Origin of the sequence: Microbacterium sp. BDGP8 (genome assembly GCF_029991045.1) — a bacterium.
In the GTDB taxonomy this organism is placed as follows: Bacteria; Actinomycetota; Actinomycetes; order Actinomycetales; family Microbacteriaceae; genus Microbacterium; species Microbacterium plantarum.
On record NZ_CP120712.1, the window covers coordinates 361,086 to 381,968 of the forward strand.

Annotated in this window: 21 protein-coding genes; 18 read left to right on the top strand and 3 right to left on the bottom strand. The window is 71.6% G+C overall.

The window, feature by feature from the left end:
- Window positions 1–153: 153 nt before the first annotated feature.
- From tilS to P6897_RS01805, 17 genes are all read left to right on the top strand, one after another.
- Window positions 154–1,155 (top strand): tRNA lysidine(34) synthetase TilS, encoded by a 1,002-nt coding sequence (tilS, locus tag P6897_RS01725; protein ID WP_282501912.1) that lies wholly within the window; start codon window positions 154–156, stop codon window positions 1,153–1,155.
- Window positions 1,156–1,164: 9 nt separating this feature from the next.
- Window positions 1,165–1,716, top strand: a complete 552-nt coding sequence (hpt, locus tag P6897_RS01730; protein WP_023952935.1) for a hypoxanthine phosphoribosyltransferase — start codon at window positions 1,165–1,167, stop codon at window positions 1,714–1,716.
- A gap of 84 nt (window positions 1,717–1,800) precedes the next feature.
- On the top strand, window positions 1,801–3,816 hold the full coding sequence (gene ftsH / locus P6897_RS01735) for an ATP-dependent zinc metalloprotease FtsH (protein ID WP_282501913.1): 2,016 nt from the start codon (window positions 1,801–1,803) through the stop codon (window positions 3,814–3,816).
- A gap of 9 nt (window positions 3,817–3,825) precedes the next feature.
- Window positions 3,826–4,416 carry a GTP cyclohydrolase I gene (gene folE / locus P6897_RS01740; RefSeq protein WP_282501914.1) on the top strand — a complete coding sequence of 197 codons (591 nt, stop codon included), beginning with the start codon at window positions 3,826–3,828 and terminating at the stop codon, window positions 4,414–4,416.
- Complete coding sequence (gene folP, locus P6897_RS01745; RefSeq protein ID WP_282501915.1) at window positions 4,413–5,255, top strand: dihydropteroate synthase; 843 nt, start codon at window positions 4,413–4,415, stop codon at window positions 5,253–5,255. Before folE ends, folP begins: the two co-directional genes overlap by 4 nt.
- Window positions 5,252–5,620, top strand: a complete 369-nt coding sequence (gene folB, locus P6897_RS01750; protein WP_114589233.1) for a dihydroneopterin aldolase — start codon at window positions 5,252–5,254, stop codon at window positions 5,618–5,620. The genes folP and folB overlap by 4 nt, the downstream gene beginning before the upstream one ends.
- Window positions 5,617–6,165, top strand: a complete 549-nt coding sequence (folK, locus tag P6897_RS01755) for a 2-amino-4-hydroxy-6-hydroxymethyldihydropteridine diphosphokinase (RefSeq protein ID WP_282501916.1) — start codon at window positions 5,617–5,619, stop codon at window positions 6,163–6,165. The genes folB and folK overlap by 4 nt, the downstream gene beginning before the upstream one ends.
- Window positions 6,162–6,650 carry a DUF3180 domain-containing protein gene (locus tag P6897_RS01760; protein WP_112615975.1) on the top strand — a complete coding sequence of 163 codons (489 nt, stop codon included), beginning with the start codon at window positions 6,162–6,164 and terminating at the stop codon, window positions 6,648–6,650. The genes folK and P6897_RS01760 overlap by 4 nt, the downstream gene beginning before the upstream one ends.
- Window positions 6,598–7,206, top strand: coding sequence for a PH domain-containing protein (locus P6897_RS01765; protein WP_274178197.1), 609 nt, complete (start codon window positions 6,598–6,600; stop codon window positions 7,204–7,206). Before P6897_RS01760 ends, P6897_RS01765 begins: the two co-directional genes overlap by 53 nt.
- Entirely contained in the window at window positions 7,203–8,990 is a 1,788-nt protein-coding gene (locus tag P6897_RS01770) for a PH domain-containing protein (RefSeq protein ID WP_282501917.1), read from the top strand. The genes P6897_RS01765 and P6897_RS01770 overlap by 4 nt, the downstream gene beginning before the upstream one ends.
- On the top strand, window positions 8,987–9,691 hold the full coding sequence (locus P6897_RS01775) for a DUF2520 domain-containing protein (RefSeq protein WP_282501918.1): 705 nt from the start codon (window positions 8,987–8,989) through the stop codon (window positions 9,689–9,691). Before P6897_RS01770 ends, P6897_RS01775 begins: the two co-directional genes overlap by 4 nt.
- Window positions 9,688–10,326: an SUMF1/EgtB/PvdO family nonheme iron enzyme gene (locus tag P6897_RS01780; protein WP_282501919.1), complete on the top strand. Its 639-nt coding sequence runs from the start codon at window positions 9,688–9,690 to the stop codon at window positions 10,324–10,326. Before P6897_RS01775 ends, P6897_RS01780 begins: the two co-directional genes overlap by 4 nt.
- 180 nt (window positions 10,327–10,506) lie before the next feature.
- The gene (lysS, locus tag P6897_RS01785) at window positions 10,507–12,024 is read left to right on the top strand and encodes a lysine--tRNA ligase (protein ID WP_282501920.1); all 1,518 of its coding nucleotides are present in this window, start codon (window positions 10,507–10,509) and stop codon (window positions 12,022–12,024) included.
- A gap of 96 nt (window positions 12,025–12,120) precedes the next feature.
- The gene (locus tag P6897_RS01790; RefSeq protein WP_282501921.1) at window positions 12,121–13,293 is read left to right on the top strand and encodes a DUF4192 family protein; all 1,173 of its coding nucleotides are present in this window, start codon (window positions 12,121–12,123) and stop codon (window positions 13,291–13,293) included.
- Window positions 13,294–13,297: 4 nt separating this feature from the next.
- Window positions 13,298–13,489, top strand: coding sequence for a hypothetical protein (locus tag P6897_RS01795; RefSeq protein WP_112615987.1), 192 nt, complete (start codon window positions 13,298–13,300; stop codon window positions 13,487–13,489).
- Between the two features lie 65 nt (window positions 13,490–13,554).
- A complete protein-coding gene (gene cls, locus P6897_RS01800) occupies window positions 13,555–15,024 on the top strand; it encodes a cardiolipin synthase (RefSeq protein WP_258524646.1) in 1,470 nt (489 codons plus the stop codon).
- A gap of 60 nt (window positions 15,025–15,084) precedes the next feature.
- The gene (locus tag P6897_RS01805) at window positions 15,085–15,819 is read left to right on the top strand and encodes a hypothetical protein (protein ID WP_282501922.1); all 735 of its coding nucleotides are present in this window, start codon (window positions 15,085–15,087) and stop codon (window positions 15,817–15,819) included.
- A gap of 36 nt (window positions 15,820–15,855) precedes the next feature.
- Here the strand turns inward: P6897_RS01805 and P6897_RS01810 are convergent, their stop codons facing one another.
- From P6897_RS01810 to P6897_RS01820, 3 genes are all read right to left on the bottom strand, one after another.
- Window positions 15,856–17,223 carry an aminotransferase class V-fold PLP-dependent enzyme gene (locus P6897_RS01810; protein WP_282501923.1) on the bottom strand — a complete coding sequence of 456 codons (1,368 nt, stop codon included), beginning with the start codon at window positions 17,221–17,223 and terminating at the stop codon, window positions 15,856–15,858.
- A gap of 62 nt (window positions 17,224–17,285) precedes the next feature.
- Window positions 17,286–19,007 carry an amidase gene (locus tag P6897_RS01815; RefSeq protein WP_282501924.1) on the bottom strand — a complete coding sequence of 574 codons (1,722 nt, stop codon included), beginning with the start codon at window positions 19,005–19,007 and terminating at the stop codon, window positions 17,286–17,288.
- Complete coding sequence (locus P6897_RS01820; RefSeq protein ID WP_282501925.1) at window positions 19,004–20,095, bottom strand: agmatine deiminase family protein; 1,092 nt, start codon at window positions 20,093–20,095, stop codon at window positions 19,004–19,006. Before P6897_RS01820 ends, P6897_RS01815 begins: the two co-directional genes overlap by 4 nt.
- A 63-nt stretch (window positions 20,096–20,158) precedes the next feature.
- Between P6897_RS01820 and P6897_RS01825 the strand changes: the two genes are divergently transcribed.
- Window positions 20,159–20,785, top strand: coding sequence for a TetR/AcrR family transcriptional regulator (locus P6897_RS01825; protein ID WP_274178206.1), 627 nt, complete (start codon window positions 20,159–20,161; stop codon window positions 20,783–20,785).
- Window positions 20,786–20,883 lie beyond the last annotated feature (98 nt).

Genomic DNA, 20,883 nt, shown 5'->3' on the forward strand with positions numbered 1-20,883 from the left:
CTCCTTCGATAAGACGGTGGGATGCCGCCGTCCAGCCTACTTGCGCCGCCCGCCGCGCCCTATACAAGGCTCAGCCCGGGTTTCGCGCCCGCGACGGGGCCGCGCTGCGCCGCTCCAGCCTGGCGACGGCACGAGCACGGCTACCGTAGGGGCGTGCCGTCGCTCAGCCCCGCCATCGCCGAGGTCCGTCGCGCCGTGCGCGCATCGCTGTCGGCGCTGCCTGCCGGCAGCACCGTGATCGTCGCGCTCTCGGGCGGGCCCGACTCGCTGGCCCTCGCCGCCGCGACGGCCTTCGAGGCTCCGAAGCTCGGCCTGCGCGCGGCTTCGGTGACGGTCGACCACGGGCTGCAGCCCGGTTCCGACGAGGTCGCGCTCACTGCCGCGCGGGCCGCGGCAGGCCTCGGCCTCGACCCGCTGGTGGTGCGCGTCGAGGTCGGCACCGCGGGCGGCCCCGAGGCTGCGGCCCGCGACGCGCGTTACGGGGTGCTGCGGGATGCCGCGCGCGACGCGAACGCCGCCGCGGTCCTGCTCGGTCACACGCTCGACGACCAGGCCGAGACGGTGCTGCTCGGGCTCGCTCGAGGTTCCGGCGCCACGAGCCTCGCGGGCATGGCGCCCGACCGCACCGACGACGATTCCGGGGTGCGCTGGCTCCGTCCACTGCTGGCGGTGCGGCGCGAGACCACCGTCGCGGCCTGCGCGGCGGCTGGGCTCGAGCCCTGGCTCGACCCGCACAACCGTGACGATCGCTTCAGCCGGGTGAGGGTCCGCGACCGCGTCCTTCCGCTTCTCGAGGCCGAGCTCGGCCCCGGCGTGGCCGAGGCGCTCGCGCGCACCGCCGAGCATCTGCGCGAGGACGCGCAGGCCTTCGACGACATGATCGCCGAGACGATCGAAGACATCGTCGAGCCGGCCGAGGCGGGCATCGCGATCTCGGTCGCCGCGCTCGCCGCCAACCCGCCGGCGCTGCGCCACCGCATCATCCGCCACGTCGTGCAGAGCGAGTTCCACGAGAGCCTGACCCGCACCCAGACCCTCGAGGTCGCCCGGCTCGTCACCGATTACTCCGGCCAGGGGCCGATCGACCTTCCCGGATGCCGCGCCCGCCGCGTCGGCCGACTCGTCGAGTTCTCGGCGGGCGGGAGCGGCGCCTAAACTCGTCGCATGCGTGCTGCCGAGATCGCCGACCAGCTCACCGACGTCCTCGTCACGGAGGAGGAGATCCAGGCCAAGCTCGCCGAGCTCGCCGCCCGGGTCGAGGCCGACTACGAGGGCAAGGAGCTCATCCTCGTCGGCGTGCTCAAGGGTGCCGTGATGGTCATGGCCGACTTCGCCCGCGCGCTCAAGCGCGACATCACGATGGACTGGATGGCGGTGTCATCCTACGGCGCGAGCACGAAGTCGAGCGGTGTCGTCCAGATCCGGAAGGACCTCGACGCCGATCTGCACGGCAAGCACGTCCTCATCGTCGAGGACATCATCGACTCGGGCCTGACCCTCAGCTGGCTGCTCGAGAACTTCCAGTCGCGCGGTGCCGAGTCGCTCGAAGTGCTCGCGCTGCTGCGCAAGCCCGAGGCCGCGAAGGTCGAGATCGACTGCCGGTACGTCGGCTTCGACATCCCGAACGACTTCGTCGTGGGCTACGGCCTCGACTATGCGGAGAAGTACCGCAACCTGCGGGATGTCGCGATCCTCGCGCCCCACGTCTACAGCTGAACGGGCTTCGCGTGCCGGCTCCCGGTACGCCCAAAACGAACGCACAGAGCCCGCATAGTCGGCGCGGGGTAGCCTGATCGCACCATGGACGTCAAGAAAGTCACGCGCAACCCGCTGATGTACGTGTTGCTCATCGGCGCGCTGCTGCTGATCGGCTTCATGCTGATCTCCAGCCTCACCGGCGCGAAGCAGATCACGACCCAGCAGGGATTCGAGCTGCTCAAGGGCGACACCGTCACGAAGGTGCAGACCACGGACGGCGATCAGCGCGTCGATCTGACGCTCTCCGACGACTTCGAGGGCTCGAAGCAGGTGCAGTTCTACTACACCTCCGCACGTGCCGACGAGGTCGTCGCGGCCGTCGACGCGGCGAACCCGGCGGACGGGTACAACGACGTCGTGCCGCGGGCCACGTGGTTCGACGGCTTCCTCTCGCTCATGCTGCCGCTGGTGCTGCTGGGCCTGCTCTTCTGGTTCCTCATGTCGAGCGCGCAGGGCGGCGGCAGCCGCGTCATGCAGTTCGGCAAGTCGAAGGCCAAGCTCGTCACGAAGGAGACCCCGACGGTCACCTTCGGCGACGTGGCCGGCTCCGACGAGGCCATCGAGGAGATGCAGGAGATCAAGGACTTCCTGAAGGATCCGACGAAGTTCCAGGCCGTCGGCGCCCGCATCCCGAAGGGCGTTCTGCTGTACGGCCCTCCCGGCACCGGTAAGACGCTCCTTGCGCGCGCCGTCGCGGGCGAGGCCGGTGTGCCGTTCTACTCGATCTCGGGCTCGGACTTCGTCGAGATGTTCGTCGGTGTCGGCGCGAGCCGGGTGCGCGACCTCTTCAAGGAGGCGAAGGAGAACTCGCCCGCCATCATCTTCATCGACGAGATCGACGCCGTCGGCCGCCACCGCGGCGCCGGCATGGGCGGCGGTCACGACGAGCGCGAGCAGACGCTGAACCAGATGCTCGTCGAGATGGACGGGTTCGACCCGAAGGTCTCGGTGCTCGTCATCGCCGCGACGAACCGTCCCGACATCCTCGACCCGGCGCTGCTGCGTCCGGGCCGCTTCGACCGCCAGATCGGTGTCGACGCGCCCGACCTCAAGGGCCGCCAGAAGATCCTCGAGGTGCACGGACGCGGCAAGCCGCTCTCGCCCTCGGTCGACCTGGCCGTCATCGCTCGCAAGACCCCTGGCTTCACCGGCGCCGACCTCGCGAACGTGCTGAACGAGGCCGCGCTGCTGACCGCGCGCTCGAACGCGCAGCTGATCGACATGCGCGCACTCGACGAGGCGATCGACCGCGTCATCGCCGGTCCCCAGCGCCGCACGCGCGTCATGAAGGACAAGGAGAAGCTCATCACGGCGTACCACGAGGGCGGCCACGCCCTCGCCGCCGCGGCGATGAACCACTCCGACCCGGTCACGAAGGTCACGATCCTCCCGCGCGGCAAGGCGCTCGGCTACACGATGGTGCTGCCGCTCGAGGACAAGTACTCCGTCACCCGCAACGAGCTCCAGGACCAGCTCACCTACGCGATGGGCGGACGCGTCGCCGAAGAGGTCGTGTTCCACGACCCGACGACCGGTGCCTCCAACGACATCGAGAAGGCGACCGGTATCGCCCGCAAGATGGTCACCGAGTACGGGATGACGACGGAGGTCGGCCCCGTGAAGCTCGGGTCGTCGTCGGGCGAGGTGTTCATGGGTCGCGACATGGGGCACGGCCGTGACTTCTCCGAGCGCATCGCCGAGCGCGTCGACGCCGAGGTGCGGCTGCTGATCGAGCAGGCGCACAACGAGGCGTACGAGGTCATCAACGCCAACCGCGACATCCTCGACAAGCTGGCGCTCGCGCTGCTCGAGGAGGAAACCCTCGACCACCTGCAGCTCGCCGAGATCTTCAAGGACATCAAGAAGCTCCCGCCGCGCCCGCAGTGGCTCTCGAGCCAGGACCGTCCGGTTTCGAGCCTGCCCCCGATCGACGTCCCCAAGCGTCGCGAAGAGGCCGGCCTGGCGGCATCCACCGTCGCCGAGACGGATGCCGAGACCGCCGCCGAGCGCGCTCCGCACCGTCGCCCCTCGGGGCAGGCGCGACCCGCGACCGCTTAGGCTCGGGGCGTGGCCGTCGATCGCGAACGCGTCGCCGCCCTCGTGCGCGACCTGCTCGAGGCGATCGGGGAGGACCCCGACCGTCCCGGGCTGAAGCAGACCCCGCAGCGGGTCGCCGACGCGTACGCGGAGTTCTTCTCGGGAGTGGGCGCGGACGCCGCCGAACCCCTCGCGCACACGATCTCGATAGCGCGGGGCCCGGCGCCCGACACGCTGCCGTCGGGCGCGGTCATGGTGCGCGGGATCCGGTTCCGCTCGTTCTGCGAGCACCACCTCCTGCCCTTCGCGGGCCACGCTCACATCGCTTACCTGCCGGGCGAGCAGGTCGTCGGGCTCGGCGCGCTGCCCCGTGTGGTCGACACCCTGGCGGCGCGCCCGCAGGTGCAGGAACGCCTCGGTGAGCAGATCGCCGACACGATCGCGGGTGCGCTCGACGCGCGCGGCGTGCTGGTCGTCCTGGATGCTGCTCACGAGTGCGTCACGATGCGCGGCGGACGCCAGACGGATGCCTCGACCGTGACGGTCGCTGCGCGCGGCGTCTACACCGGGCCGGCCGAGCGGGCCGAGCTCATCGCCCTGATCTCGGGTGGTGCGGCATGACGGCGATCATGGGCATCCTCAACGTCACGCCCGATTCGTTCAGCGACGGTGGGCGGTACCTCGACCTCGACGTCGCGATCGGTCACGCCGAGGCCCTGCGCCGCGCCGGCGCACACATCGTCGACGTCGGCGGCGAGTCGACCCGGCCGGGGGCCGAGCGCGTCGACCCCGCCGTCGAGCGCGGGCGGGTCGTCCCGGTGATCGAGGCGCTCGCGGCGTGCGGCATCATGGTGAGCGTCGACACGATGAACGCCGGCACCGCGGCGGCCGCCGTCGCCGCGGGGGCCCGCATGGTGAACGACGTCTCGGGCGGCCTGGCCGATCCCGACATGTTCGCGGCGGTCGCGGCATCCGACGCGGAGGTCGTCATCGGGCACTGGCGCGGGCATTCGACGGACATGTACGCCACCGCCCGCTACGAGGACGTCGTCGCAGAAGTGGTCGCCGAACTCCAGGATCGCGTCAGCGCGGCGACGGCGGCCGGCATCGCTCCTTCGCGCATCGTCCTCGACCCGGGCATCGGCTTCGGCAAGCGCGGCGACCAGAACTGGACCGTGCTGCACCACCTCGAACGCATCGTCGGGCTCGGCAAGCGCGTGCTCGTCGGCACGAGCCGCAAGGGCTTCCTGCGCGAGGCCATCGGAGACCCCCGCGACGCAGAAGCCCCCGGCGCAGACATCGCCGACGCCGGCCGGTTCGACCTCGCCCGGCGCGATCTCGCGACCGCCGTCACGAGCGTGCTGGCTGCCGACGCGGGAGCGTGGGGAGTGCGCGTGCACGATGTCGCGACGACCCGCGACGCGCTGGCCGTGCGTGGGCGATGGCGGGAGGCCTCATGAGCGACCGCATCACGGTGCGCGGCATCCGGGCCGTCGGGTATCACGGCGTCTACGAGCACGAACGACGCGAGGGCCAGGAGTTCATCGCCGACGTCGAGCTCGACCTGTCGCTGGCCGACGCCGCCGCGAGCGACGACGTCGCCGACACCGTCCACTACGGAGAGCTGGCCGAGCAGGTCGCCGCGATCTTGGCGGGCGAGCCCGCGGACCTCATCGAGACGGTCGCCGACCGTATCGCCCGCGCGGCCCTCGCTTTCGATCGCGTGGATGCCGTTGCCGTGACCGTGCACAAGCCGCAGGCGCCCATCGCGGTGCCCTTCGGCGATGTCAGCGTGACCCTCACCCGACGACGGGAGAACCGATGAGCCGCCGCCTCGCCCAAGAATCGCCCGAGCCCCGCCCGGCCGACAGCGCGCCCGCGCGTCGAGCCGTCGTCGCGATCGGCGCGAACCTCGGTGACCGGGCCGACACGGTCGCGCGAGCGATCGCTGATCTCGACGGGCTGCCGCTCACCCGGGTCGCGCGGTCGGCCGACCCGATCGAGACGGTCGCGCTGACCCTCGACGGACCGGATGCCGCGGCCCCGGCCTATCTCAACACGGTCGCCCTCGTCGACACGCGGCTGGCGCCCAGCGTGCTGCTCGGTTACCTGCACGCGATCGAGGAGCGTCACGGCCGGGCCCCGCGCTCGGCCGACCAGGCCCGGTGGCAGGATCGCACGCTCGATCTCGACCTCATCGCGCACGGCGACGTCGTCTGCGAGACCCCGACGCTTGTCCTGCCGCATCCGCGTGCGCACGAGCGCGACTTCGTGCTCCGGCCGTGGCTCGCGGTCGACCCCGACGCCGTGCTCCCCGGACGCGGGCGCGTCGACGCGCTGCTGGCCGCGCTGCCCGGGAGCACGCCGTGAGACGAACGTCTCCCGCGACCCTCATCGTGTCGGCGGTGCTCGGCATCGCCGCGGGGTTCGTCATCGATCAGGTGCTCACGGGGGCGGGGCGCGCGACCTTCACCCCGTCGGTCATGCTCCCGGTGCTTTTCGTGCTGCTGGCGGTCTCGGTCATCGCCCTCGCGCTGCCGATCCGTCGGGCGACGCGGGGTCAGGCTCCGCGGGTCGACCCGTTCCGCGCCGTGCGCGTCGCGATGCTGGCGAAGGCGTCGAGCATCGTCGGAGCGCTCGTGGGCGGTATCGGCGTCGGCCTCCTGCTCTTCCTTCTCACACGGCCGGTCCCGCCGTCAGTAGGCTCGACGGGAGCGGTCGTCGCCGCGATCGTCGGAGCCGTCGTGCTCGTGGCGGCCGGTGTGATCGCAGAACAGCTCTGCACCATTCGGAAGGACGACGATGACGACCAGCCCGGACCACCCGAGCCCGACGCCACTCCCTCCCACCACTGACGCTGCGGAGTCCGGCGCGATCGACGCCACCCTCGACGCCGGCACGTACGACCGCATCCGCGAGCCCCGCGGAGCCGGGCGTCTCGCCCTCGAGCAGGGCGTCTGGCACCAGATCTCGCGCAAATACCTCACCGTGCAGCTGATCAGCAACGGGTTCATCCTGGCGATCATCGTCGCCGCGCTGCTCGTGGCGCTTCTGGTCTTCGATCTGCCCTGGCTGCTGATCCCCGGCATCATCCTCATCGTGCTGACCCTGGCGGGCATGGCGATCCTGCCGCGCCAGGTGCGCTCGATCGGATACCAGCTGCGCGAAGACGACCTGGTCTTCCGCCGCGGGATCCTGTGGCAGCGCATGGTCGCCGTGCCGTACGGCCGCATGCAGCTCGTCGACATCACGCACGGGCCGATGGACCGCGGGTTCGGCATCGCGCAGCTGAAGTTCGTCACGGCCGCGGCAGCGACGGGCGTCGTGATCCCGGGCCTCACGCAGCAGGCTGCCGAGGCGCTGCGCGACCACCTGATGTCGGTGGCTGAATCGCGGCGGACCGGGCTGTGACCGACCCCGTACCGACCCCGCCCCCGGCCGACGCGACCGTCTCCGCTCCGCCGGCCGAGCTCGTCCGCTCACCCCTGAGCGACGGTGAGTGGCACCGGCTGCATCCGCTGACGCCGCTGCTGCGCGGCGGGCTGGCGCTGCTCGTGGTGCTCGGCATCGTGGTCGCGAACATGCGCGACCGGCTCATCAGCATCTTCGTGCCGGCGTTCGCTCCCGACGCCCCCATTGACGAGTGGGAGGAGTACGAGGCCGCCGGCGACCCGATCGGGTGGGTGCTGGCGAACAACCTCCTCCAGATCGCCCTGCTCGTCACCGTCGGCGTGCTCGCGCTCATCATCGGCGCGTTCTACCTGTCGTGGCGCTTCCACACCTTCCGCATCACCGACGACGACGTCGAGGTGCGCAGCGGCATCCTCTCGCGCACGCATCGTCGCGCACCGCTCGACCGGGTGCAGGGCGTCAACCTCACCCGCCCCGCCGTCGCGCGGCTTCTGGGCGCGGCGAAGCTCGAGATCGTGGGTGCGGGTGCCGACGCGAACGTCAAGCTCGAATACCTCTCCACCGGTAATGCCGAGACGATCCGCGCCGACATCCTGAGGCTGGCCTCGGGGCAGCGTCTGGCCGAACAGCGAGCCGCCGAGGCCGCGGCCGGCGGGTCGCGCGTCGCCGTCGCCGACACCGTCGCCCGGGGCATCACCGGTCTCATCGAGGGCGACGACGCGGATGCCGCCGAGCCCGAGTCGGTCGTCCGGATTCCACCCGGGCGGCTCATCGGGTCGCAGCTCGCCAGCTGGGGCACCGTCGTGATTTTGGCGGGCGCTACCGCGCTCGCGATCGCCCTGTCGCAGGGCGTGTACTGGGTGCTCTTCGCCTACTTCCCGGCGCTGCTCGGTTTCGGCGCGTACTGGGTGCGCACGATCGTGAAGTCGTTGCGCTACTCGATCGCGCCGACGCGCGACGGCGTGCGCGTGACGTTCGGCCTGCTCACGACCGTGTCGGAGATCCTGCCTCCCGGACGCATCCATGCCGTAGAGATCACGCAGTCCATCCTCTGGCGCGGATTCGGGTGGTGGACGGTTCGGATCAACCGCATGACCGGCCGGAGCGCTTCCGACACGACGACCGATCAGTTCACCACGGTCCTTCCCGTCGGCACGCTCGCCGACGTCGAGCGGGTGCTCGGCCTCATCCTGCCATCGGTCAGCGAGGAGGAGCGCGCGGCGATCGTCCGGAACGGTGTGCTCGGCGGCTCGTCCGCCGGGGGATACGTCACGACACCGCGGCGGGCACGCATCGTGCGCCCGCTGTCGTGGCGGCGGAACGGCCTCGCGATCGAGGGTGACCTGCTGATGCTGCGGCGCGGGCTGATCTGGCGCATGCTCGCGGTGCTGCCGCTCGCCCGGCTGCAGTCCGTCGCGCTGCACCAGGGGCCGGTGTCGCGCGCGCTGCGCGTCGCGACGCTGCGCGCTCATACCGTCTCGGGCCCGGTGCTCACCGCGGTCGCGGGCATCGACCGCGACGACGTGATCGCAGCGTTCGAGCGGGTGGCCCACGTAGCCGTCTCGGCCGCGGCATCCGACCGCTCGCACCGCTGGGCCGAGGTGGCGGATGTCGCTGAGTCGGTGCCTCCCGTGCCGGCGGCGCCCGTTCCCGTGCCGAGCCCGAACGCGGGCCCGAGCCCGGTGCCGCCCCCGCCGAGCGTGACCGAGCTCCCGCCGGGCGCCGTGCCGCCCCCGCCGTATGTGCCTCCCGCGGGGGAGACCTCGCCGGAGAGCGAACGATGACCGCGAGCTCGCGCCTGGGCGTCGGCATCATCGGCGCAGGCCGGGTCGGACCCGTCATCGGCGCGGCGCTCGCGGGCGCCGGCCACGCGCTGACCGGCGTCACCGCGGGATCCGATCGGGAACGGGTCGACGCGGTCATCCCGGGGGTGCCGGTGCTCGACGCCGACGAGGTCGTGCGTCGCAGCGAACTGGTCGTGATCGCGGTGCCGCACGACGAGCTCGGCCCGCTGGTCAGCGGTCTCGCCGAGCTCGGCGCCTGGCAGGTCGGGCAGCTCGTGCTGCACACCGACCCCGGGCACGGGCTCGATGTGCTGGCGCCGGCCGCCGCACGAGGAGCCATCCCGCTCGCCGTGCACCCGGCGATCGCGTTCACCGGGTCGACCCTCGACCTCCGCCAGCTCACGGGCGCCTACGCCGCGGTGACCGCGCCGGCCGCCGTCCTGCCGATCGGGCAGGCGCTCGCCGTCGAGCTGGGCTGCGAGCCCGTCGTCGTCGCCGACGCCGACCGTCCGGCCTACGGCGAGGCGATCGCGACCGCGACGCAGTTCGCCGCCTCGATCGTGCAGCAGTCGGCCGCGTTGCTCGAGGACGCCGGAGTGCCGGCCCCGGGTCGCTTCCTCTCGACCCTTGTGCACTCGACCGTCGAGCGGGCGCTGACCGAGGCGGGCCGCGGCGCGACCCCCGACGACGAACTGCTGTGAGCGACGTCGAGCTGGCCCGCATCCCGGCCGGAGAGCTGCCCGTCGCGGGCGCGGGCCAGGGCCCGCGGGTCGAGTCCTTCGAGATCGGGGTGTATCCCGTCACCGAGGAGCAACTCGGCGAGGTGCTCGGGGTGACCGCCGCGCACCCGCGGCGTCCGGCGGTGCAGCTGTCGTGGCTGAGAGCCGTGCGGTTCTGCAACGCGCTGTCGGAATGGGAGGGGCTCGACCCCGCCTACGCGGTCGACGGCGACGAGGTGCGTTGGTACGACGACTCCGACGGGTATCGGCTGCCGACCGAGCGCGAGTGGGAGTACGCCTGCCGTGCGGGCTCGCGTGCCGCGCACTACGGCCCGCTCGCCGAGATCGCCTGGACCGCCGCTGACAACCTCTCGTCGCCGCAGAACGTGGGCGGGCGGCATCCGAACCTCTTCGGCCTCTTCGACATGCTCGGCAACGTCTCGGAGTGGTGCTGGGACCTCTTCGCCCCCGACGCCGGGTCGCGCGACCGGGTGTTCCGGGGCGGCGGGTTCGCCGATGCCGCGACGTCCGTGCGGGCGGGAACGCGCCGCGGGGCGCGCCCCGACAGCGCTCACGACGACATCGGCCTGCGCGTCGCCCGCGGCGCCGTCGCTTAGCGGCCCGGCTCGGGGTCGTCGGGTGGCCGGTAGGTGCACACTCGTCGGATCGGCGGTGCTGGAGTAGTGCCGCGACGCCGCCGAGGCGACACTAGCACCAGCGGTCCGACGGCTGTATCGTCAAGCGCCCGCGGCACGCTCGGTAGACTGGCACGTCGAATCCCGAGGAGTTCTTCTGCCATGAGCGACGCGCCCGTGCCCCCCGTCGACGACGCCGACGACGTCATCGAACAGAAGGCCGTGCGCCTCGCCAAGCGCGAGCGGCTGCTGAGCGAGCGAGAGGATGCCGCGGGCGGCGCCTATCCCGTCGCCGTGGCCGTCTCCGACACCATCCCGGCGCTGCGCGAGCGCTACGCCGACCTCGAGGCCGGTGCCGAGACCGGCGTGACCGCCTCGGTCGCGGGGCGCGTCGTGTTCAGCCGCAACACCGGCAAGCTCTGCTTCGCGTCGCTGCAGTCTGGTGACGGCAGCCGCATCCAGGCCATGGTCTCGCTCGCCGAGGTCGGCGACGAGTCGCTGCAGGCGTGGAAGGAGCTCGTCGATCTGGGCGACCACGTCTCGGTCACGGGCCAGGTCATCTCCAGCCGCCGCGGTGAGCTGTCGATCATGGTGTCCGCCTGGCAGATCGCGTCGAAGGCGCTGCTGCCGCTGCCGAACCTCCACTCCGAGCTGAGCGAGGAGAGCCGCGTGCGCTCGCGCTTCCTCGACCTCATCGTGCGCGATACCGCACGCGAGACGGTCGTCGCCCGCGCCAAGGTCAACGCTTCGCTCCGTCGCACGTTCGACGAGCACGGCTTCCTCGAGGTCGAGACCCCGATGCTGCAGGTGCAGCACGGTGGTGCCGCCGCGCGCCCGTTCATCACGCACTCGAACGCCTTCGACACCGAGCTGTTCCTGCGCATCGCGCCCGAGCTGTTCCTCAAGCGCGCCGTCGTGGGCGGGATCGACCGCGTGTTCGAGATCAACCGGAACTTCCGCAACGAGGGTGCCGACTCGACCCACAGCCCCGAGTTCGCGATGCTCGAGGCCTACCAGGCGTACAGCGACTACAACGGCATCGCCGATCTGACGCAGGAGCTCATCCAGAACGCGGCGATCGCCGTCGCGGGATCGACGACCGTCACGTGGGCCGACGGCACCGAGTTCGATCTCGGCGGCGACTGGGACCGCATCTCGATGTACGACTCGCTCTCGGCCGCCGCGGGACGCGACATCACGCCCGCCACCTCGCTCGAGGAGCTCCAGGCCCTCGCCGCGGAGGTGGGTGTCGTCGTACCCGAGAAGGTCGCGACGCACGGCAAGCTCGTCGAAGAGCTCTGGGAGCACTTCGTCAAGGGCGGGCTCGAGCGCCCCACCTTCGTCATGGACTTCCCGGTCGACACGTCGCCGCTCGTCCGCGAGCACCGCTCGATCGCGGGCGTCGTGGAGAAGTGGGACCTCTACGTCCGCGGCTTCGAGCTGGCGACCGGCTACTCCGAGCTCGTCGACCCCGTCATCCAGCGCGAGCGTTTCGTCGAGCAGGCCAAGCTCGGCGCGCGCGGCGACGACGAGGCGATGCGCGTCGACGAGGAGTTCCTGCGCGCCCTCGAGCACGGCATGCCGCCCACCGGTGGCATGGGCATGGGCATCGACCGCCTGCTGATGGCGATCACGGGCCTCGGCATCCGCGAGACGATCCTCTTCCCGCTCGTCAAGTAACCGGCGGTTCCTGCGAGGGCCAGGGGGCCGTCCGGGTTTCCACATCCTGCCCCGGCCGGGCTCTGCACCACTCGGCCCGGCGCCAGCCTGGTGTGCATGACCACGACTGTTCGCGCCGCGGATGCCGCGCACTTCCTCTCTCTCGTTCCTCGTCTGCTCGGATTCGCTCCGAGCCGCAGCCTTGTCGTGGTGCCCTTCGCGGGGTCACGGAGCCTCGGGGCGATGCGCGTCGACCTGCCGACCGGCGCGCTCGGTGACCTCGACAGCGCCGCCGCGACCATCGTGGGAATGGTGTGTCGCATTCCGGATGCCGATGCCCTGACGGCGATCGCGTACGCTCCGGAGTCCGCGGCTGACGGGCTGCCGGCGGTTGCCGTCCTGGCGGCGGTCAGCCGGGCGGCCGACGTCTGCGGCGTGCGGGTCGTCGATCTGCTCAGCGTCGCCGAGGACGGCTGGGGGTCGCATCTCGACGCGTCGTGCCCGGCGGGCGGGAGGCCGCTCAGCGAGATCGAACGGGCCGCCGCGCGCGACGACGATCCGGGCCCGGGGCCGGCGATCGATCGCGATCACACGTCGGGCGCCGAGCTGCCGCGGCGCAGCGCCGCAGAGCGCCGCGTGGTGGGCGGCGCGCTCCGCTCGCTCGAGACGGCCCTCGCGGTGCTGTGCGGCATCCCGCGGGTGGGCGGCGGCCGGCGGCGGGCGCGAGGCACGGGGGCAGAGGGTGGGAGCGGCGTCGACCCCGCCGCGCTCGAGGCGGCTTGCGAACTCGACGACCCGCCGCGACTGTTCGAACGGGTCCTCGACGGCGATCCCGCCGAGCTCGAGCCCTTCGTCGTGGCGCTGCTGGTGTGGTGCCTCTCGCGTCCCTCGCTGCGCGACGTGGCCCTCGTGCAGTGGGCGACCGATGCCGGCCGCGGCGACGATGCCCTCGATGCGCAGCGGCGGTGGGAGGAGGGCGAGGAGTATCCCGAGCGGCTCGGCCGGATCATGTGGGGCGACGGCGACCGGCCCGATCCCGAGCGCCTGCTCGCCGCGCTCGCAGTCGTGCGCGAGGTCGCCGCGCTGGCTCCGCGCCGATTGCGGCCCGGACCGCTCGCGCTGTGCGCGTGGCTCGCCTGGGCGCTGGGGCGATCGTCGCATGCCGCGTCGTACGCCGAGCGCGCCCTCGAGATCGATCCCGATCACGGGCTTGCCGAGATCCTGCTGTCGTTCGCGCAGATCGGTCACCTGCCGGACTGGGCCTTTCATCAGCGGGGACCCGTACGATAGGGGCATGGACGAATACGTGAGCGCGGTCATCTGGTCGCTGCTGCCGACCCTCGTGGTCTCGGTGCTCTTCGTCTTCGTCCTCCGCGGCATCCTGCGCATGGATCGCACCGAGCGCCGGGCGTACGCGAAGATCGAGGCGGAAGAGCGTGCGGCCCGTGGGCTCGCCGCTCCGGCGCCCGACAGCTCGACCCCCTGAACCCGTGGGATGAGCGGTCGCGCCCGATACGCTGATTCCGAGGAGATCGGAGGGGCGGCGTGACGATCGAGTTCACCGCGTTCGAGTTCCCCGGTTGGTGGCTCGTCCTGGTGTTCATCGCCGACCTCATCATCCGCATCACCGCGGTGATCGTCGTCCCGCGCAACCGGCGGCCCACGGCGGCCATGGCCTGGCTGCTCGCGATCTACTTCATCCCATTCGTCGGTGTGCTGCTGTTCCTCCTGATCGGCAACCCGCGCCTGCCGCGGAAGCGGCGCCGGATGCAGCGCGAGATCAACCAGTACATCCGCGAGACCAGCGAGGGGCTCGACTTCGGCACCCTCCGACCCGACGCCCCCGCGTGGTTCACCTCGGTCGTCACGCTCAACCGCAATCTGGGCGCGATGCCGCTCGCGGGCGACAACGGCGCGGAGATCATCTCCGACTACGAGGAGAGCATCCGCCGGATGGCGGAAGAGGTGCGCACGGCCGAGCGATACGTGCACGTCGAGTTCTACATCCTCCAGTCCGACGAGACGACCGACGTCTTCTTCGCAGCGCTCGAGGAGGTCGCAGCCCGCGGCGTGACTGTGCGCGTACTCCTGGACTACTGGGCCAACCGAGGCAAGCCGAACTATCGCGCCACGGTCAAGCGCCTCACGGCCATGGGCGCGGACTGGCACCACATGCTCCCGGTGCAGCCGCTGCGGGGGAAGTACCAGCGCCCCGATCTCCGCAACCACCGCAAGCTCATCGTCGTGGACGGCCGCGTGGCGTTCACCGGGTCGCAGAACATGACCGACTCGACCTACAACCTGAAGAAGAACATCAAGCGCGGCCTGCACTGGGTCGACCTGATGGTGCGGGTGCAGGGTCCCGTGGTCGCCAGCATCGACGCGGTGTTCCTCTCCGACTGGTACAGCGAGACCGGCTCGGCGCCATCGGAGGACGTGGGTCTGTTCGAGCTCGAGAGCGGGCCGGGCGACCTGGACTGCCAGATCGTCCCGTCCGGACCCGGGTTCGAGTTCCAGAACAACCTCAAGCTGTTCACCGCGCTCCTCTTCGCCGCTCAGAAGCGCGTGATCATCGTGAGCCCGTACTTCGTGCCCGACGAGGGGCTGCTGTTGGCGGTGCAGACAGCCTGCCAACGTGGCCTGCAGGTCGAGCTCTTCGTCTCGGAAGAGGGCGATCAGGCGATGGTCTACCACGCCCAGCGCAGCTACTACGAGGCGCTGCTGCGCGCGGGCGTGAAGATCTGGATGTACCGCAAGCCCTACATCCTGCACACGAAGAGCCTGACGATCGACGACGATGTCGCCATCATCGGCTCGAGCAACATGGACATGCGATCGTTCGGTCTGAACCTCGAGATCTCGATGCTCGTGCGCGGTGAGGAGTTCATCGCCCAGCTGCGCCAGGTCGAAGACCAGTACCGGTCGCTCTCGCGTGAGCTCACGCTCGAGGAGTGGATGAAGCAGCCGCTCAGGTCGACGGTGCTCGACAACCTCGCTCGCTTGACCTCCGCCCTGCAGTGATCGGGTTCTGAGACGATGCGCGGTGACGCGACACTCTCGGGATGACGGAAGGATGAGACCATGACGACGACACGCACGACCGCGGCATCCGCACTGCTGCTCCTCTCGGCGCTCGCGCTCGCCGGCTGCGCGACGACCCCCGGCGCGGCCGCGTCCGGAAACACGGGTTCCAGCGGATCGGATGCCGGCTCCGCGGCGCCGTCGCAGGACGCCGACGTCGAGGCGGCGTGGCTCGACGGCGGGCGTGCTGTCGGCCTCGTGACCTACGGCAGCTCCTCGTGTCAGCCCGTCGTCGGCGAGGTGACAGCCTCGGGGCAGACGGTCACGGTCGAGCTGAGCGATCCCGAAGGGATGGCCTGCACGCGCGACTATGCGCCGCGCGCGTCGTACGTCGGGCTGCCGACGGGCGTCGACCCCACGCAGGACGTCGACATCGTCGTGTCCGGCGGTTACACCGGCGACGCCGACCTCGACGGGGTCGCCGGTCTCGAGGGCTCGACGGGCGGGGTGAACGACGAGATGCTGCCGAGCGCCGGCTGGTTCGACGACGCGGGCCTCGTTCTGCTGACCTGGGGCTCGTCGAGCTGCCCGCCCGTGTTCGAGACCGTCGCCCTCGACGGCGACGCGGTGCGCGCCACCGAGGCGACGCCCGCCGCCGACCAGGTCTGCACGATGGACTACGCGCCCCGGCTGAGCGTGGTCGCGGTCGAGGGCGTCTCGGACGACGCTCGCCCGGGCGAGATCGTGCTGGTGTCGCCCGCGGGCGACGAGCAGCGGATCTCCATCATCGGCTGACGCTGGCCCCTGCGGCCGTCAGCGCCCGCGTGCCGATCAGGCCATCGTGTCGAGGATGCCGGTGAGGTCGTCGTACGTCGTCCGCGGGTTGAGGATCGCGAAGCGGGCGTTCGTCCGACCGGCGTGACTGCTCGGGGTGACGAACGCGTGCTGACGCTCGAGCAGATCCGAGGACCAGCGCGCATAATCGGACCGCTCCCACCCGACGCGCTCGAAGACGACGACGCCGAGCTGCGGGCGGCGCACCAGCGTCAGCTCCGGGCGGCGTTCGATCTCGGCGGCGATGCGCTCGGCGAGCTCGATCGACCGGGTGATGGCGTCGCGGTACACGTCGGTGCCGTAGGTCGCGAGCGAGAACCACAGCGGAAGGCCGCGCGGCCGGCGCGTGAGGTGCACGGCGTAGTCCGACGGGCTCCAGTCGGAGGTCTCGGTCAGCGTGTCGAGGTACTCGGCGTGCTGCGTGTGCGCCTGCCGTCCAAGCTCCGGGTCGCGGTAGATCAGGGCGCACGCGTCGAACGGCGCGAACAGCCACTTGTGCGGGTCGACGATGACCGAGTCGGCGCTCTCGACACCGGCGAAGCGGTGGCGCGCAACCGGGGAGAGCATCGCCGCGAGACCGTACGCCCCGTCGACGTGCAGCCAGACGCCGTGCTCGCGCGTGACCGCCGACACCGAGGCGATGTCGTCGACGATGCCGAAGTTGGTCGACCCGGCGGTCGCGACGACGGCGAAGACGCTCTCGCCGTGCTCCGCGAGCGCAGCCCGCACCGCGTCGCCGCGCAGCACGCCGTCATCCGCGACGGGCACCGCCACGACCTCGACATCCATGACCCGAGCGGCCGACGCGATCGACGAATGGGCCTCCGCGCTGCACACCACGCGCCAGCGGTCGGGACGGATGCCGCGCGCGCGAGCGGTCTCGCGAGCGGCAACGAGCGCCGAAAGGTTGCCAAGCGTGCCGCCCTGCACGAAGACACCACCGGCGCTCGCGGGCAGCCCGAACTCGTCGGCGAGCCAGCGAAGCACCTCGTTCTCGGCGTGCACCGCTCCGGCGCCCTCGAGCCACGACCCGCCGTAGAGCGCGCTCGCCGAGACGACGAGATCGAACGCGGCGGCGGCCTTCGACGGCGCGCTCGGGATGAAGGAGAGGTAGCGGGGGTCGTCGGTCGAGATGCACGACGGGGCGAGGATGTGCTCGAAGACGCCGATGGCCTTGCGGGCGCCGATGCCGTCCGCGTCGATGGTGCGCCCGGCCAGGCGGCGCAGTTCGGTCGGCGGCAGGGGCTTGTCGAGCGGCGTGTCTTCGGCGAGGAGCCGGCCGCGCGAGTACTCGAGCACGAGATCGACGATCGCGCGCGTCTCATCGGTGACGTCGTGCATGCGGGCGGGGAAGCGCTCGGTCATGGGTCCTCCTTGCGTCGAGGGTAGTTCGGGCGGGGCAGGGCCCGAGGCGGGGTCGGGTCTGGTCAGGTCAGCGGCGGGGTGCGCGGTGGCGCGACCCGGCGAGGGGCGAGTGCCTCGACGGCGGCGCCGAGGCGGAGCAGTGCACTGTCGTCGTACGCGCGTCCGGCGATCGTCAGGCCGACCGGCATCCCGATGCCGGGGAGGAGCCCCATCGGTACCGTCACGGTCGGGATGCCGAGGTGGCGGATGGCGAGGTTACCGTTGGCGATCCAGGTGCCGTTGCGCCACCCGATGTCGGCCGAAGCGGGGTTCACGTCCATGTCTGCGGGAGCGACATCGGCGACGGCGGGGAAGACGACGGCGTCGAGGCCCGCGGCATCCATCCACTCCTCGAGGTCGACGCGCCGGGTCTTTTCGAGGCCGCGAAGCCCGGCCTCGAGATGCGGGATGTCGGTGAGCGCGACGCCCGGATGTGCGCGGACCCAGGCGGGGTACTCGGCGATGTCGTCGTCGAACCCGTCGTAGCGCTCGGGCAGGGCGCCGTCGGGATGCGGGAAGATCCGTGCTCCGTCGACGTCCGCGAGACCGGGGAAGGCGGGGTCGCCGTTGGCCCGGAGGAAGTCGTCCCAGGCCCAGGCCGACAGGTCGACGATCTCGCGGCGCAGGTACTCAGGGTTCACGCGGCCGTTCGTCGCGATGGACCCCGCGCCGGGCCGGTCGTTCTCGTAGCGCGACACGACGGGGAAGTCGGTCTCGACGACCTCGGCTCCGGCGGCCTCGAGATCGGCGCGGAGCGACCGCCAGAGCGCGATCACGCCCGGTCGCGTCTCGATGCGCTGCCCGGTCGGCCCGCCGATGCCGGGGGAGTCGGCGGTGCCGGCATCCGGGTCGGCGTCGATGTACATGCGCGGGATGCCGATGCGCCGACCGGCCAGGACGGCGCGGGCGTCGGCGGGGCCTGTGACCGCGAGGTCGCGGTAGCTCGGCGGGTGGACGGTCGAGGCGGCCGGGACCTCGACCCAGGGCTGCATCCGCCAGAAGTCGCCGCGCGTGTCGGGATCGTCGGCGACGACGACGTCGAGCACGGCGAGCAGATCGGCCATGGTGCGGGTGTGGGGGACGACGACATCCATCGTCGGCACCAGTGGCCAGTTGCCGCGCACCGAGATCACGCCGCGCGACGGGGTGTAGGCGCAGAGGGCGTTGTGCGAGGCCGGGCCGCGCCCGCTCGACCACGTCTCTTCGCCGAGCCCGAACGCGGCGAAGCTCGCTGCGGTGGCCGTCCCCGAGCCGTTCGACGATCCCGATGCGAACGGGGCGGTCAGATAGTCGGCGTTGTACGGGCTCTCGGCCCGCCCGTAGAGACCGCGCTGCATGCCGCCGTTGGCCATCGGCGGCATGTTGGTCAGCCCGAGGCAGATGGCGCCGGCATCCCGCAGTCGCTCGATCGTGAAGGCGTCGCGTCGCGCGACGAGGTCCGCGAACGCGGGGCTTCCGGCAGCGGCGGTCAGGCCGCGCACGAGGTAGCTGTTCTTCGCGGTGTAGGGGATGCCGTCGAGCGGCCCCCGGCTCTCACCGCGCACGCGACGCTCATCCGACGCGCGGGCTTCGGCGAGGGCATCGGGGTTTCGGACCACGATCGCGTTCAGTGCGGTGGCGGTATCGGGGCCGTCGTAGGCGTCGATGCGGGCGAGGTAGGCCTCGACGAGCTCGACCGCAGTGGCCTCGCCGCTCGCGAGCGCCGCCCCCAGCTCGCCGATGGAGGCCTCGTAGACCTCGATCACCGCTCTGTCCCCGCTGCTCTTCCCGTCGAGTCGCCACGAAGTGCGTGTCCGGCGGGGGAGGGCAGGGCGGGCTGCTGCTGGGTGATGCAGTGGATGCCGCCGCCGCGGGCGAAGAGCGGGCGCGCGTCGACCGTCACGACGCGGCGGCCGGGGTAGGCGTCGGCGAGGATGCCGCGGGCCCGGTCGTCGGCCGCGGGGTCGCCGAAGCCGCACGCGATGACCCCGCCGTTGACGACGAGGTGGTTGACGTAGCTGAAGTCGACGAAGCCCTCGGCGTCGCGCAGCTGCGCGGGGCCGGGCAGGTCGATGATCTCGAGGTGCCGGCCCGCGGCATCCGTCGCGGGCTCGAGGGCGGCGCGGATCTCGGGCATCACGGCGTGGTCGGGGTGCGCGGGGTCGGGCTGCGCGTGCAGGAGCACCCGTCCGGGCGCGGCGAAGGTCGCGACGATGTCGACGTGGCCGTTCGTGCCGAACTCGTCGTAGTCGCGCGTGAGTCCGCGCGGCAGCCAGATGGCCGTGTCGGCGCCGATCGTGCGCAGCATCTCGGCCTCGACGCGCGCCCGGTCGGCGAAGGGATTGCGGCGCGGATCGAGCTGGACGGTCTCGGTCAGCAGCACCGTGCCCTCGCCGTCGACGTGGATGCCGCCGCCCTCGTTGACGAGCATCGAGCTGACCAGCTCTGCTCCGACGTGGGCGGCGATGATGCGCGCGTGTTCGGCCGAGAGGCGCCAGTCAGCCCAGTCGGGAGCGCCCCACCCGTTGAAGATCCAGTCGACCGCACCGAGCATGCCCGGCCGCTCGTCGTCGACGACGAAGGTGGGCCCGTGATCGCGCATCCAGAACTCGTCGACCGGCGTCTCGTGCTGCTCGATCCCGCTGCCCAGCAGGTCGCGCGCCCGCGCGGTCTCGGTCGGATCGACGAGCATCGAGACCTGCTCGAACTCGGCGACGGCCCGGGCGACGGCCGTCCAGGCGGCGTATCCGTCGGCCCGGTCGGCATCGGTGTCTCCGAGGGTGAACCCGACGCGCGGGAACGCCATCCACGTGCGATCGTGCGGCGCGGTCTCGGCCGGCATCCTCCAGGCCATCGCGGTCCTCCCGGACTAGTTGATCAGTTGATCAATTTCTGGGAAGCGTACAGACTGGCGGGCATGGCGTCAAAGGATTCTGCGGGGCGAGCGAGACTGAGCGGAGAGCAGCGTCGCGCGCAGATCGCCGCCGCCGCCGAGCGGATCGCCCGCGAGCACGGCCTGAGCGCGGTGACTCTGCGCGCCGTCGCGACGGCCGTCGGCGTCGGGCCAGCGCTCGTCGCGCACCACGCCCCGAGCATGGACGACGTCGTCGCCGCCGCCTTCGAGACGATCGTCGCGGCGGAGCTGTGCGACCTCGAGCACCTGCGGGCGGGCAGTCCCGATGCCGTCGCCCTCGTCCGCGAGCTGCTGCGCACGCTCCTCGACGGCACCCGTTCCGACGTCACCCTCGTGTGGGTGCAGTCGTGGGCGCTCGGTCGCCGGAACGAAGCGCTCGCCGAGCGGGTGCGCGCGCAGATGGATGCCTGGACCGCCTTCCTCGAGGGCATCATCCGCGACGGCGTCCGCGCGGGATCGTTCCGGGTCGACGACCCCGCCGCCGTCGCGGCCCAGGTGCTCGGGATGATCGACGGGCTCAACGCGCACGCTCTCGTCTCGTGGCACGACGCCGATGCGCGCATCCGCCTCATGTCGACCGCCGTCGAGGCGATGCTCGGACTCCGGCCCGGGGAGCTCACCGCCGCGTGACCACGTCGCTGTCACAGGCGGCGTCCAATCTCAACCCGTCTGCGACGTCTCCGGTGGTCGCCCTACGGTGGGGAGCACACAAGCGAGGGGGACACCGC

Coding starts and splice junctions, on each gene's coding strand:
- P6897_RS01825 (WP_274178206.1), top strand. CDS start 20,159: ATGGCGTCAAAGGATTCTGCGGGGCGAGCGAGACTGAGCGGAGAGCAG.
- folB (WP_114589233.1), top strand. CDS start 5,252: ATGAGCGACCGCATCACGGTGCGCGGCATCCGGGCCGTCGGGTATCAC.
- P6897_RS01795 (WP_112615987.1), top strand. CDS start 13,298: ATGGACGAATACGTGAGCGCGGTCATCTGGTCGCTGCTGCCGACCCTC.
- hpt (WP_023952935.1), top strand. CDS start 1,165: ATGCGTGCTGCCGAGATCGCCGACCAGCTCACCGACGTCCTCGTCACG.
- folK (WP_282501916.1), top strand. CDS start 5,617: ATGAGCCGCCGCCTCGCCCAAGAATCGCCCGAGCCCCGCCCGGCCGAC.
- lysS (WP_282501920.1), top strand. CDS start 10,507: ATGAGCGACGCGCCCGTGCCCCCCGTCGACGACGCCGACGACGTCATC.
- P6897_RS01765 (WP_274178197.1), top strand. CDS start 6,598: ATGACGACCAGCCCGGACCACCCGAGCCCGACGCCACTCCCTCCCACC.
- ftsH (WP_282501913.1), top strand. CDS start 1,801: ATGGACGTCAAGAAAGTCACGCGCAACCCGCTGATGTACGTGTTGCTC.
- P6897_RS01820 (WP_282501925.1), bottom strand. CDS start 20,095: ATGGCCTGGAGGATGCCGGCCGAGACCGCGCCGCACGATCGCACGTGG.
- folP (WP_282501915.1), top strand. CDS start 4,413: ATGACGGCGATCATGGGCATCCTCAACGTCACGCCCGATTCGTTCAGC.
- P6897_RS01775 (WP_282501918.1), top strand. CDS start 8,987: ATGACCGCGAGCTCGCGCCTGGGCGTCGGCATCATCGGCGCAGGCCGG.
- P6897_RS01805 (WP_282501922.1), top strand. CDS start 15,085: ATGACGACGACACGCACGACCGCGGCATCCGCACTGCTGCTCCTCTCG.
- P6897_RS01790 (WP_282501921.1), top strand. CDS start 12,121: ATGACCACGACTGTTCGCGCCGCGGATGCCGCGCACTTCCTCTCTCTC.
- P6897_RS01810 (WP_282501923.1), bottom strand. CDS start 17,223: ATGACCGAGCGCTTCCCCGCCCGCATGCACGACGTCACCGATGAGACG.